12 protein-coding genes are annotated in these 12,363 nt (G+C 29.1%); 11 read left to right on the forward strand and 1 reads right to left on the reverse strand.

All coding sequences use genetic code 11. The features are described from left to right. On the forward strand, window positions 1–1,014 hold a 1,014-nt coding region (locus ACIQ11_RS04640; protein WP_396153255.1), incomplete at its 5' end, for a hypothetical protein. A 120-nt stretch (window positions 1,015–1,134) separates the two neighbouring features. Beyond that, window positions 1,135–3,114, forward strand: a complete 1,980-nt coding sequence (gene dnaG, locus ACIQ11_RS04645) for a DNA primase (protein ID WP_396153257.1) — start codon at window positions 1,135–1,137, stop codon at window positions 3,112–3,114. Window positions 3,115–3,125: 11 nt separating this feature from the next. Here the strand turns inward: dnaG and nadE are convergent, their stop codons facing one another. Beyond that, window positions 3,126–3,935 carry an NAD(+) synthase gene (gene nadE / locus ACIQ11_RS04650; protein ID WP_396153259.1) on the reverse strand — a complete coding sequence of 270 codons (810 nt, stop codon included), beginning with the start codon at window positions 3,933–3,935 and terminating at the stop codon, window positions 3,126–3,128. Window positions 3,936–4,014: 79 nt separating this feature from the next. Between nadE and gldB the strand changes: the two genes are divergently transcribed. The 9 genes from gldB to ACIQ11_RS04695 all read left to right on the forward strand — a co-directional run. After that, complete coding sequence (gldB, locus tag ACIQ11_RS04655; protein ID WP_396153261.1) at window positions 4,015–4,977, forward strand: gliding motility lipoprotein GldB; 963 nt, start codon at window positions 4,015–4,017, stop codon at window positions 4,975–4,977. A 59-nt stretch (window positions 4,978–5,036) separates the two neighbouring features. Next, on the forward strand, window positions 5,037–5,369 hold the full coding sequence (gldC, locus tag ACIQ11_RS04660) for a gliding motility protein GldC (RefSeq protein WP_291241231.1): 333 nt from the start codon (window positions 5,037–5,039) through the stop codon (window positions 5,367–5,369). Between the two features lie 148 nt (window positions 5,370–5,517). After that, entirely contained in the window at window positions 5,518–6,159 is a 642-nt protein-coding gene (locus tag ACIQ11_RS04665) for a leucine-rich repeat domain-containing protein (protein ID WP_396153263.1), read from the forward strand. A 2-nt stretch (window positions 6,160–6,161) separates the two neighbouring features. Beyond that, window positions 6,162–6,848, forward strand: a complete 687-nt coding sequence (locus ACIQ11_RS04670) for a DUF2490 domain-containing protein (protein WP_396153265.1) — start codon at window positions 6,162–6,164, stop codon at window positions 6,846–6,848. 3 nt (window positions 6,849–6,851) lie between these two features. After that, window positions 6,852–7,523: a TetR/AcrR family transcriptional regulator gene (locus ACIQ11_RS04675; RefSeq protein WP_396153267.1), complete on the forward strand. Its 672-nt coding sequence runs from the start codon at window positions 6,852–6,854 to the stop codon at window positions 7,521–7,523. Continuing rightward, complete coding sequence (locus ACIQ11_RS04680) at window positions 7,520–9,193, forward strand: peptidase domain-containing ABC transporter (RefSeq protein ID WP_396153269.1); 1,674 nt, start codon at window positions 7,520–7,522, stop codon at window positions 9,191–9,193. The genes ACIQ11_RS04675 and ACIQ11_RS04680 overlap by 4 nt, the downstream gene beginning before the upstream one ends. Before the next feature lie 2 nt (window positions 9,194–9,195). Beyond that, window positions 9,196–10,554, forward strand: a complete 1,359-nt coding sequence (locus tag ACIQ11_RS04685) for an HlyD family secretion protein (RefSeq protein ID WP_396153271.1) — start codon at window positions 9,196–9,198, stop codon at window positions 10,552–10,554. A gap of 7 nt (window positions 10,555–10,561) precedes the next feature. After that, window positions 10,562–11,944 (forward strand): TolC family protein, encoded by a 1,383-nt coding sequence (locus tag ACIQ11_RS04690; RefSeq protein WP_396153273.1) that lies wholly within the window; start codon window positions 10,562–10,564, stop codon window positions 11,942–11,944. A 32-nt stretch (window positions 11,945–11,976) separates the two neighbouring features. Further along, the coding region (locus tag ACIQ11_RS04695) for a M24 family metallopeptidase (RefSeq protein WP_396153275.1) at window positions 11,977–12,363 on the forward strand (387 nt) is incomplete at its 3' end.

Consider the following 12,363-nt stretch of genomic DNA (forward strand, 5'->3'; position numbering starts at 1 on the left):
GCGCTGCTAACATTAGTAAATAAAGTGTGCGCACAAGAAAAAACTATAGAAAAACAACTTTTAATGATTGCTGTCAACATTAAAGTAATAACCGAGGAAGAGAAAAAAATTTTAAAAAAAGAAGTGGAATCAATAGATGCTCAAGTAAAAAAAGGTGAAATCACAAATGAAGAAGGTCAAAGGCTAAAAACAAAATTTTCAGAAGAACGAGCTAAAAACATTGAAACTAAAATTGCTGAGCAAGAAAAGGCATTATTAGATTTAGTGAATGATAAAATTACTATTAATGAAACTCTTGATACTCTAAAAACAAACAGTTTTTCTTTTCCTGGTGGTTTTAGAACTAAATACTACGACAAAAACAAATCTGAAAACAGAACAACTAGTCAGACCGTTCTTGCTTCAGGCTTCAACAACTTAGTCACCAATAATATGGTAGCCAATTCGGATTTTGGTTATGCCCGTTCTGGATTTTGGGAATTTGGTATTACTTTGAATACGCGTTTATCAAACAACAGTAATTTATTGCATTTAAAATACGGAGCTAGTTTTATGTACAACCAGCTACACGCTACAAATAATAGAGTGTTTGCAGATATTAATAATCAAACTGTTTTAGTGGATGCTGGTGTGGAAACAAAAGCCAAAAGAACCTATTTTAAAAATGTGTATTTTGTAGTGCCAATCCATTTAGAATTTGATTTTTCGAAAACAAAAGTAGTGGACGATAAAAAAGTATTCAAATCGCATACAGGAGCGCGTTTTGGAATAGGTGGTTTTGTGGGTGTAAATACCAACTCAAAACAATTTATTCAATACGAACAAGATGGCTATAGAATTAGAGAAAATCAGAAAGGCGATTTCAATGTAAACGATTTCACTTACGGTGTAAGTACTTACATTGGTTACAGAGCTACTTCTTTATATTTAAAATACGATTTAAACCCTATTTTTAAAAACAATCCAGTAGATCAAAACAATATTTCATTAGGTATTCGTTTTGATTGGAATTAAAAAAAGCATAACATTTGAGTTATAAAAGTGCTTTTTTCAAAACCTACAAGGAAATTTCTTGTAGGTTTTTTTTATGTTTTTAATTATTGTATTTTTACAAACTAAAACAAATTTGTTACATTGATATCTAAAGAAACCATAGAAAAAGTATTTGACCAAGCTCGTGTAGAGGAAGTCATTGGCGATTTCGTACAACTCAAACGTTCTGGAAGTAATATGAAAGGACTTTCGCCGTTTGTAAACGAAAAATCGCCTTCCTTTATGGTGTCGCCTGTGAAACAAATTTGGAAAGATTTTAGTTCTGGAAAAGGCGGAAATTCGGTTACTTTCTTAATGGAACACGAACATTTTACGTATCCAGAAGCCATAAAATATTTGGCAAACAAATACGGAATTGAAGTGGAAGAAACTATTGTTTCTAATGAAGATATAGAACAAGCGAACGAAAAAGAAAGTATGTATTTGGTCTCAGAATTTGCTCGAGATTATTTCCATAAAACGATGCTCAATACCGATGAAGGCCAAGCAATTGGTTTGTCATATTTCAAAGAAAGAGGTTTTACAAAAGAGACTATCGAGAAATTTCAATTGGGATACTCGCCTGATGTTTGGGATGCGTTTACCAAAGAAGCCTTAGGAAAAGCATACAAATTAGAGTATTTAGAAAAAACCGGACTAACCATCGTCAAACAAGAAGACGGAAAAACATTTGACCGCTTTAAAGGTCGAGTAATGTTTCCTATTCAAAGTATGAGTGGCCGCGTTTTAGGGTTTGGCGGTAGAATTTTAACTAACGATAAAAAAGCTGCTAAATATTTAAACTCGCCAGAAAGTGAAATCTATCATAAAAGTAAAGTTTTATACGGCATTTTTCAAGCCAAGCAAGCTATTGCCAAACAGGATAATTGCTATTTGGTTGAAGGATATACCGATGTAATTCAATTTAATCAAAGTGGGATTGAAAATGTTGTTGCTTCTTCTGGAACGGCATTAACGGCTGATCAAATTCGTTTAGTAAACCGATTAACCAATAATATTACTGTACTTTTTGATGGTGATGCCGCAGGTTTACGGGCTTCTATCCGAGGAATTGATTTGATTTTGGAAGCAGGAATGAACGTAAAAGTTTGTAGTTTTCCTGATGGTGAAGACCCAGATAGTTTTGCCAAAAACAATTCGTATGACGTTTTAAAACAGTATTTAGAAGAAAATTCTAAAGATTTTATTCAGTTTAAAGCTGATTTATTAGTTAAAGAAGCCAATAACGATCCGATTAAAAAAGCAGAATTAATTAGAGATATGGTGCAAAGTATTTCTAAAATTTCTGACCAAATTAAACGCGAAGTCTATATTAAAGAATGTTCGCGCATTATGGATATTTCGGAAGACGTATTGTATAATACGTTAGCCCAAATGCTCAAGAAAGATATTTCTGAAGTCAATAAAAAATTTACCGAAGAGAAAAAAGCATTTGAAGTTCATAAAAATAATGAACAGTTACAACCAGAAAAGATTAATATTTTATACGAGTTAGAACAAAAAATTATTGAAATATTATTAATTAACGGTTCTAAAACAGATGATTTTACTGAAACATTTTTATCAAAAGACGATTCGGGAAACATTGTAGAAGTAAAAGAAACCAACACGTATAAAGTATACGAAAAAATATATTTGGCACTTCAAGAAGACGAAATTGAGTTGTCAAACCCAATGTTTAAAACCATTTACTCAGATATAATAAATTACTACAATCAAAATATCGAATTTGAAATTGACAAATACATTTCGCAAACTTCGCCTGAAATAGCCAATAAAATTACTTCAATTTTAATGCTTGAAGAACGAGATATTTTACACAAATGGGAAAGCAGAAAAATTGTAGTAGAAGACAAAAATGTAAATTTAGCACAAAGTGTTAACGAAACCATTTTGTCTTATCGATGGTATTTGCTAAACAATATTATTGAAGAAAACAAAAACAACATAACTTCTGATGTTAACATTGATAACTCAGAAATTCTCTCAACTATTAAAGATTACTTATCGTTAACTTCAGTAATCGCAAAAAATTTAGGTCGGGTTTTAGCTCGATTTTAAAATTTATATTTTTAACTTCTTAATGATTTAGGAATTTCACAAACCGGAATGGGTTGCATTTTATGCTGATTTATACTATTTAATCGTTGATAAATTTTAAATACTTCCGCTTCTCTTCCTTCAAAATTTTCAATAGTTTTTCCATTATCCATTGCATCCATCGCCCACTCTAACTCGTCATATGAAGCGCCTAATTGGTCTTCATCACTCCTGTCATCGCCAAATAAACCATCTGTAGGTTTTGCAATTAAAATACTTTCAGGTACACCTACAAATTTAGCCAATTGTCTTACTTCACTTTTAATTAAATCGGCAATCGGACTTATATCTACTCCTCCATCACCATATTTTGTGTAAAATCCTACACCAAAATCTTCTACTTTATTTCCGGTTCCTGCCACTAAAAAACCGTGAATTCCTGCCAAATAATACAAAGTTGTCATTCGTAAACGCGCTCTGGTATTGGCTAAAGTTAAAGCTAAAGCTGCCTCGTTTTCACAAGTTGGTACGCTATTTTTAAACGTTTCAAAACTTGGTGTCAAATCCACTCTTTCGGAAAACACATTCGGAAAACGAGATTTTAATTGATGAATATGTTCGTTGGCTCTATTTACGTGACTTTCTGCTTGATGAATTGGCATTTCCACACACAAAACAGGAAAACCCGTTTGTGCGCATAATGTTGAGGTTAAGGCGCTATCTATTCCACCAGAAATTCCAATTACAAAACCTTTTACACCCGAATTTGTAGCATAGGTTTTTAACCAATTGACAATATGTGTTTGAATTCCTTCTAAATGCAACGTTGTGTTATTTGACATAATTTTAGTAAATAATATAGGTATATAATTATATATTTGCAGTTGAATAATTTTTGATAAAAATAGTAAATTTCATACGATGAAAAAATTAATATTCTTGCTAATTTCATTTTTTTGCCTCATTCAGTGTAAAAAAAATGATGCTATTGAAATAGTAGACATTAAAAAATCAGTAGATTTAAATATCGAACGATTCGATAAATTATATGCTGCAGCTACTCCAAAAACATTACCTGAATTAAAAAATCAATATCCGTTTTTATTTCCAACGCAATTTCCAGATTCAATTTGGTATGCCAAATTAAACGATCCTATTTTTAAAGAATTAAATGTAGAGGTTTCAAAACAATTTCCAGATAATTCAAAAATTGAAGACGATTTAGAAATTTTGGTTTCGAGAATTAAACATTATTTTCCTGAAGAAAAAACGCCAAGAGTTATTACTTTAGTAAATGAAGTTTTAATTGATAAAAAAGCGTTTTACACAAACGATTTAATATTAATTTCATTAGATACGTATTTAGGAAAAAATCATAAATTTTATGAGCCGTTTACTGAATATCAAAAAGCTAACTTAGAACCACACCAAATACTACCCGATTTGGTAACTAATTTTGCTTATAGAAAAATAGTGCCGTCACAAGACAAAACATTAATTAGTGAAATGATTTACTACGGAAAATTACACTATTTAAAAGATCTTTTGCTTCCTGAAACGCCAAATTATCAAAAAATTGGATATACAGCTATACAAGAAAAATTCTGTGTGGAAAATGAATTTCAAATGTGGAGTTATTTAGTTGACGAAAAACTACTATACGATAATAATATTAAAAATTACCAACGTTTTATTGAAGACGGCCCTTTTACTAAATTCTATTTGGAAATAGATAGAGAATCGCCAGGGAGAATTGGTCAGTGGTTAGGTTGGCAAATTGTAAAAAGTTATATGGAAAATAACGAGGTTACTTTAGACCAACTTTTAAAAACTGAACCAACCGTTATTTTTAACAAATCGAAATACAAACCAAAAAAACAGTAATTAGAGTTCTATTATTTTTTACCTTTAACTATTTACCCAAAACCTTTTACCCAATAAAAATGAGCAAAACATCTGAAATTAAAGTAAACATAGCATTAGACGAAAATAATGTACCCGAAAAATTAACTTGGACTGCACAAGACGGTGGCGTAAATAACGAAGAAGCCAAAACGGTTTTATTATCCATTTGGGATGCAAAAGCAAAAGAAACCCTTCGTATTGATTTATGGACAAAAGATATGCCAGTAGATGAAATGAAAATATTTTTTCATCAAACTTTAGTAGCTATGACAGATACATTTCAACGCGCTACGGGCGATGAAAAAATGGCTGGCGCTATGACCGATTTTTGTGATTACTTTGCCGAAAAATTAGAATTAAAGAAAGAGTAATCTTTTTTGAACTTCAATAATTAACCATCTTAACGATGGTTTTTTTGTGTAAAATTCATAAATTTTAGTTAAAATCTCAAAATTAATAGTATTACTATCAATATTGAGTGTATATTTGCTATACTATTAAAACTAATTAAAAAAAAATATGAAAATTATATTTAGCATTATATTTATATCTATGATTAGCATAAATAGTTTCGGACAAAAATTGGATAGTTTAAAAATATATTCTGAACCAACAAATTTAGAAGAAGCCATAAAAAATCCAGAAAATATTAAAATATTGAATTTAAGTAATCAAACTATACAATTTGAAAAAAATTTCTTTTCAAAATTTACTAATTTAGAATATTTAATATTAAAAAATGATCACATCAAAGAACTACCAATTGAAATTGGTGGATTAAAAAAATTGAAGTTTTTAGACTTGAGTGGAAATGATTTTGAAATTATACCAAAAGAATATAAAAACTTATTAAATTTAGAGGAACTTTATTTAAATGACGAACTTTATTTTAATTTAGAAAAAAATATGGGTGTGCTATCCTCACTACCTAATTTAAAATCACTTCATTTATCAAATGATAAACTAGATCATTTACCAACTAATTTTAATAAAATAAAAAATTTAGAAAAACTTTATATTGATAACAATAATTTTAATTTTTTACCAAATCAAATTAAAGGTTTAGATCATTTACAGTATTTAGATATAGAAAAAAATCCGTTGCAAATTAACCAGTCAGATATATTAAATTTAAATTTTGGATTTAAAATTAAATTATAAATATGAGATATAGCTTACTTTTATTTATCTTTTATCACACATTTTGTTATTCACAAAACGAGTTAGGGACTTGGAGCACAACCAATATTAACTTAAAAATTAACGATAAATGGCAAGTGTTTGCTGAAAGTCAGTTGCGAAGTTTAAAATTCTATGATAATTTTCATTATTATGAAGTAAAAACTGGAATTACCTACAAAATAAAACCAAATTTTTATGTAAATTCTGGATTTGGAAATTATAATACATATAGTGAAAATGGCGATTTTGCCACACCAATAAAACAAAAAGAAATAAGAACTTGGATTCAGCTAGTATTTAAAAATCCATTTAATTTTATGAGTGTTGAGCATAGATATAGAGCTGAACAACGATATACTAATTTGGGGTATAGAAACAGATTTAGATATAGGTTAAGCGCAAAGGTGCCAATATTAAAAAGTAAAGAAAAAGAATATTTTCTACTGGGATGGAATGAACTATTTTTTACAAATAACGAACCTTTTTTTGAAAGAAATAGATTATTTTTAGGTGGAGGATTTGACATAAATAAAAATTTAGCCATTCAAACAGGTTATATTTATCAATTTGATTATAAAATTAATGATGAAACAGGTAGAGACTTTTTAAACATAGTACTGCTTTATTCGTTTGATTTCAAGGGGGAAAAAGAAACAAATTTAGACTAAATTATGCAAGATTTATTAGCAAATATAAAAATACAAGTCAATCCGAAAACATACGTAAAAGATCCTGAAACGTCTGATTTGGGGAAAAAAATTATTAAAAATAGTATTTTACTTATCGATGAAATTGGATTTGAAGAATTTACATTTAAAAAATTGGGCGAAAAAATTGGTTCGAACGAAAGTTCTATTTACCGATATTTTGAAAACAAACATAAATTATTGGTGTATTTATCTTCTTGGTATTGGGCTTGGATAGAATATCGCTTGGTTTTTTCAACAAATAATATCAATGATAAATTTGAAAAACTTAAAAAAGCAATATTAATAGTTACAGAGTCTATAGAAGATGATAGCAAAACAGAGCATATTAACGAAGCTGTTTTAAACAAAATTATAATTGAAGAATTTACAAAAACGTTATATAGTAAGAACGTTGACGAAGAAAACAAAGAAGGCATTTTCTTAATTTACAAACAAATTAATTATAGAATTGAAAAAATGATTTTGGATGTAAATCCTGACTACCCTTTTGCAAAAAGCTTGGTTTCCTCGATAATTGAAGGGTCTTTACATCAGCATTTTCTAAAAAATCATTTAAAAACAATTACAAATTGTAATGAAAACGTAAACCCTTCTGAATTTTATATACATTTAATTGAAAACCTTTTAAGATGAAAAATTTAACACCATTAAAAAGATACTTTAATCTTTTAAGATTAGACAAAAAAGATATTGTACAAATATTTTCATACGCCATTTTTTCAGGGTTGATAAGTTTATCCTTACCACTTGGTATTCAGGCAATAATTAATTTCATTCAAGCAGGAAGAATTAGTGTGTCTTGGATTGTTTTAGTTGTTTTGGTGGTAATTGGGGTAATTTTTGCAGGAATATTATCGTTAATGCAACTACGTATTTCAGAAAATTTACAACAAAAAATCTTCATACGCTCTTCGTTTGAATTTGCATATAGAATTCCGAAGTTAAAATTTAATGAAATTCATAATTCGCAAACGTCCGAATTGGCAAATCGATTTTTTGATACTATTTCTATACAAAAAGGAACTTCAAAACTTTTAATTGATTTTTCTTCCGCATTTTTACAAATATTTTTTGGAATCATTTTACTTTCATTATACCACCCATTTTTTATTTTATTTGGAATTTTTCTGACTATATTATTGTATTTAATATTTAAATTTTCATACCAACCTGGATTACAAACTAGTTTAAAAGAATCAAAATCAAAATACAAAGTAGCCAACTGGTTATTAGAATTAGCAAAAAATAATTTTAGTTTTAAAAACCCAAATCATCTTGATTTTGCTTTAGAAAAAAACAATAGTTTAGTAACTAAATATTTAGGGTACAGAGAAAAACATTTTAGTGTTATAAAAAGACAGTTTTCGCAATTATTAATTTTCAAAGCAATAATTACGTCTAGTTTACTTCTTATTGGTGGCTTTTTAGTAATCAATCAGCAAATGAATATTGGTCAGTTTGTAGCTGCTGAAATTATTATTTTATTAGTGATTAATTCGGTTGAAAAAATAATTTTAGGACTAGAAACGTTTTACGACGTGCTTACTTCTGTAGAAAAAATTGGACAAATTACCGATTTAGAATTAGAACAAGATGGTGAATCTTCAATTGAAAATAATTCTTGTTTTTCTAATTTATCTATTACTTTAGAAAATGTTGATTTTAAATTTGAGTTTGAAAATGAAAATGTTTTACACGATATTAACCTAGAAATTAATCAAGGTGAAAGAATTATAATTGAAGGAGAAAACGGTTCAGGTAAAACAACTTTAATCCGATTACTGAGTGGCTTATTACAACCAACAAAAGGTCATTTTATTATCAATGACGATACTTACAACAAAGTAAATATAAACGATTATCGCAAACATTTTGGTAGCATTTTATATGGCGAATCGCTATTTGAAGGTACAATTTTAGACAACATTACATTTAACCAAAAAATAGAAAACAGTAAATTAAAATGGGCTTTAGATGGTGTAGATTTAACCTCATTTATCAAAACATTGCCTTTAGGTTTAGAAACACCAATAACTTCAGATGGCAAACAACTTTCGTCGTCGAATATGCAAAAAATATTAATTGCAAGAAGTATTATTAATGAACCAAGAATTTTATTTTTTGAAAATGCATTAGACAAAACCGATTCGGATACTGCTAAAAAAATTATTGAATTCTTATTACATAAAGATCAAAAATGGACTATAATAGCCGTTTCTAAAAATGCTCATTTTAAAGAAAAATGTAGCCGAGTTATCACGTTAAGTGAAGGTAAAATTAGTAACGATATCAAAAAAATATAATTATGCTAAATATTTCAAATAAAAACAGCATTCCAGCTTCTAATCTAGAAAAGCATAGTGCCGTACAACAGCTTAATAATCCAAAGCATTATAAAATACTGAACAAAATACTAATTATTTTTTCAGTAGTAAGTGTTATTTTTATTTTCTTACCCTGGACACAAAACATATCCGGTTCTGGTGCGGTGACAACCTTAAAACCAAATCAGCGTCCACAAACCATTCAATCTTTAATTTCAGGAAGAATAGAAAAATGGTATGTGAACGAAGGTGATTATGTAGAAAAAGGTGATACTATTTTATTTATATCGGAAATCAAAGAGGATTATTTAGATCCAAATTTAGTAGAAAATACAAAAAATCAAAGAGACGCTAAAGTTGATGCTGTTGTTGCTTATGAAGGAAAAGTGGGCGCTTTAGACTCTCAAATGGGCGCAATAAATAATGAAAGAAACTTAAAATCAAAGCAAGCCAAAAACAAAATAAAACAAGCTATTCTTAAAATAAAAAGCGATAGTATGGATTTAGAGGCTATAAAAACACAGATAAAAATTGCCAATACACAATTTAAACGTGCCGTTCAATTAAATAGAGAAGGGTTAAAACCATTAACCGATGTTGAAGAAAAACGATTAAAATTACAAGAGATTGAAGCAAAAATCATCACACAAGAAAACAAACTATTAAGTAGCGAAAACGAATTGATAAATGCACGAGTAGAAATTAGTCGAATTAATGCCGAGTATTCTGAAAAATTTTCAAAAGCACAAAGTGATCAATATACAGCACAAAGTAATAAATACGATACAAAAGCGCAAGTAAACAAATTGGAAAACCAATATCAAAATTACAAAATAAGAAACGGAATGTATTACATAACTGCACCTCAAAATGGTTATGTTAACCGAGCATTAAAATCTGGATTAGGTGAAAATATCAAAGAAGGAACGCCGATTGTCAGTATAATGCCAGCAAAATATGATATTGCAGTAGAAACGTATGTTTCACCAAATGATTTTCCTTTGATTCAAAAAGGTGAAAAAGTACGAGTTTGGTTTGATGGATGGCCAACAATTGTATTTTCAGGATGGCCAAATTTATCTTACGGAACTTTTGGAGGAAAAATCGTTGCTATTGAAAATTTTATTTCTGAAAATGGAAAATATCGAATTTTAATTGCGCCAGATGAAGAAGACAAACATAAATGGCCAAAACAATTAAGCATAGGTTCTGGAGCACAAACTATGGCATTATTAAATGAAGTGCCAATTTGGTTCGAAGTATGGCGAACTCTTAATGGGTTTCCACCAAACTATTACAAAACAATTAAAGAAAAAAGTAAAGATGTTTCTGAAAAATAACACAAAAATGAAGACCTTTTATTTATTATTCTTTTTCGCTGTTAATTTTGTTAGTGCTCAAATAACAAGTGAAATGTCCTTTAACGAATACTTAGGAATGGTGAAAAAATTTCACCCACTTGTTAAAATTGCCGATTTAGAAATTTCGCAAGCACAAGCAAATTTATTAATGGCTCGTGGTGCATTTGACCCAAAATTAGAAGCTGATTTTAACAATAAAGAATTCGGTGATAAAAAATATTTTTCCGTTTTTAATGGTGGATTTAAAATTCCAACTTGGTACGGAATAGAATTTAAAGGCGGTTTTGAAAGCAACGAAGGTTCTTTTTTAAATCCGCAAAACAACACACCAACAGATGGCTTAAATTATGCTGGAATTTCAATTCCACTACTACAAGGTTTTTTAATAAATCAGCGAATGGCCGATTTACGAAAAGCAAAAATAAATATTAATTTAAGTGTCGCTGAAAGAAAATTACAAGCCATTCAGGTTTTGCACCAAGCAGCTATTTCCTATTTTAATTGGAAAAAAAACTATGAAGAATTTACATTATACGATACCTATTTAAAAAATGCTGAAATACGATTAACCGGTATTAAAACACTAATTGAACAAGGAGATAAAGCTGCAATTGACAGTGTAGAAGCAAATATTATCGTAAAAAATAGACGATTAAACAAAGAAGATGCACTACTAAAACTAACGAAAGCGCGTTTAGAATTATCTAATTTTTTATGGACAAACAATGCTGTGCCAATTGAATTAGAAGAAACTATGTATCCAGAAATAAATTTATTTAAAAATATTCAGGAGTATTTGAATACAAACGAATTGAACTTAATAAATTTTCAAACAGAAAATCATCCTAAAATAAATGCGATTAACTATAAAATTAATATGCTTGAAGTGGACAGAAAATTAAAAGCCAATCAATTACTACCAACAATAGATGTGGGCTATAATTATTTGTCAAACCCAAACCAATTTCAAGAATTTCGATTTCAGGATTATAAATTTGGAGTAAATTTTGCTATACCTCTATTTCTAAGAAAAGAACGCGGAAGCTTAAAATTAACCAAGCAAAAAATTGAATCGGAAAAATTTGGATTACGTTTTGAAAAAGAACAATTAATGAACAAAATTGAATCGCAAAAAGCTGAAATTCAATCGCTAAAAAAACAAGAAGATCTAATTACAGACTTGGTAAAAGACAATTCAACTTTATTAAATTCCGAAGAGCGTTTATTTAATATGGGAGAAAGTTCTTTGTTTTTAATAAATACACGCGAGAACAATTTAGTTCTGGCACAATTATCGAAAATTTCAATCGAAAATAGATTTTATGTTTCCAACGCCGATTTGTTTAAAACAATAGCAAATCCGGATTAATTTTTTACTTTTGCAGTCTCAATATCAAGAAGATGATTATAATTAAAACTGCAGAAGAAATAGAATTAATGCGTGAAAGTGCCCTAATTGTTTCCAAAACATTAGGTATGATTGCAAAGGAAATTAAACCCGGAGTTACCACACTATATTTAGATAAATTAGCCGAACAATTTATTCGCGACCACGGTGCAGAACCAGCCTTTTTAGGTATGTACGGTTTCCCGAATTCGCTATGTATGAGTCCAAATACACAAGTAGTGCACGGTATTCCAAACAACACTCCTTTACAAGACGGTGATATTATTTCTGTAGATTGTGGAAGTTTTAAAAATGGTTTTTACGGAGACCACGCCTATACTTTTGAGGTAGGTGAAGTGGCTGAAGAAACCAAAAAACTATTACAAGTTACCAAAGAATCG

This window comes from Flavobacterium sp., from assembly GCF_044361065.1.
Taxonomy (GTDB): domain Bacteria; phylum Bacteroidota; class Bacteroidia; order Flavobacteriales; family Flavobacteriaceae; genus Flavobacterium.

What these genes read in the sequence shown, in the direction of transcription:
- nadE (WP_396153259.1), bottom strand. Translation starts at nt 3,935, where the DNA reads ATGTCAAATAACACAACGTTGCATTTAGAAGGAATTCAAACACATATT.
- gldB (WP_396153261.1), top strand. Translation starts at nt 4,015, where the DNA reads ATGAAAAAATTAATATTCTTGCTAATTTCATTTTTTTGCCTCATTCAG.
- gldC (WP_291241231.1), top strand. Translation starts at nt 5,037, where the DNA reads ATGAGCAAAACATCTGAAATTAAAGTAAACATAGCATTAGACGAAAAT.
- ACIQ11_RS04665 (WP_396153263.1), top strand. Translation starts at nt 5,518, where the DNA reads ATGAAAATTATATTTAGCATTATATTTATATCTATGATTAGCATAAAT.
- ACIQ11_RS04670 (WP_396153265.1), top strand. Translation starts at nt 6,162, where the DNA reads ATGAGATATAGCTTACTTTTATTTATCTTTTATCACACATTTTGTTAT.
- ACIQ11_RS04675 (WP_396153267.1), top strand. Translation starts at nt 6,852, where the DNA reads ATGCAAGATTTATTAGCAAATATAAAAATACAAGTCAATCCGAAAACA.
- ACIQ11_RS04680 (WP_396153269.1), top strand. Translation starts at nt 7,520, where the DNA reads ATGAAAAATTTAACACCATTAAAAAGATACTTTAATCTTTTAAGATTA.
- ACIQ11_RS04685 (WP_396153271.1), top strand. Translation starts at nt 9,196, where the DNA reads ATGCTAAATATTTCAAATAAAAACAGCATTCCAGCTTCTAATCTAGAA.
- ACIQ11_RS04690 (WP_396153273.1), top strand. Translation starts at nt 10,562, where the DNA reads ATGAAGACCTTTTATTTATTATTCTTTTTCGCTGTTAATTTTGTTAGT.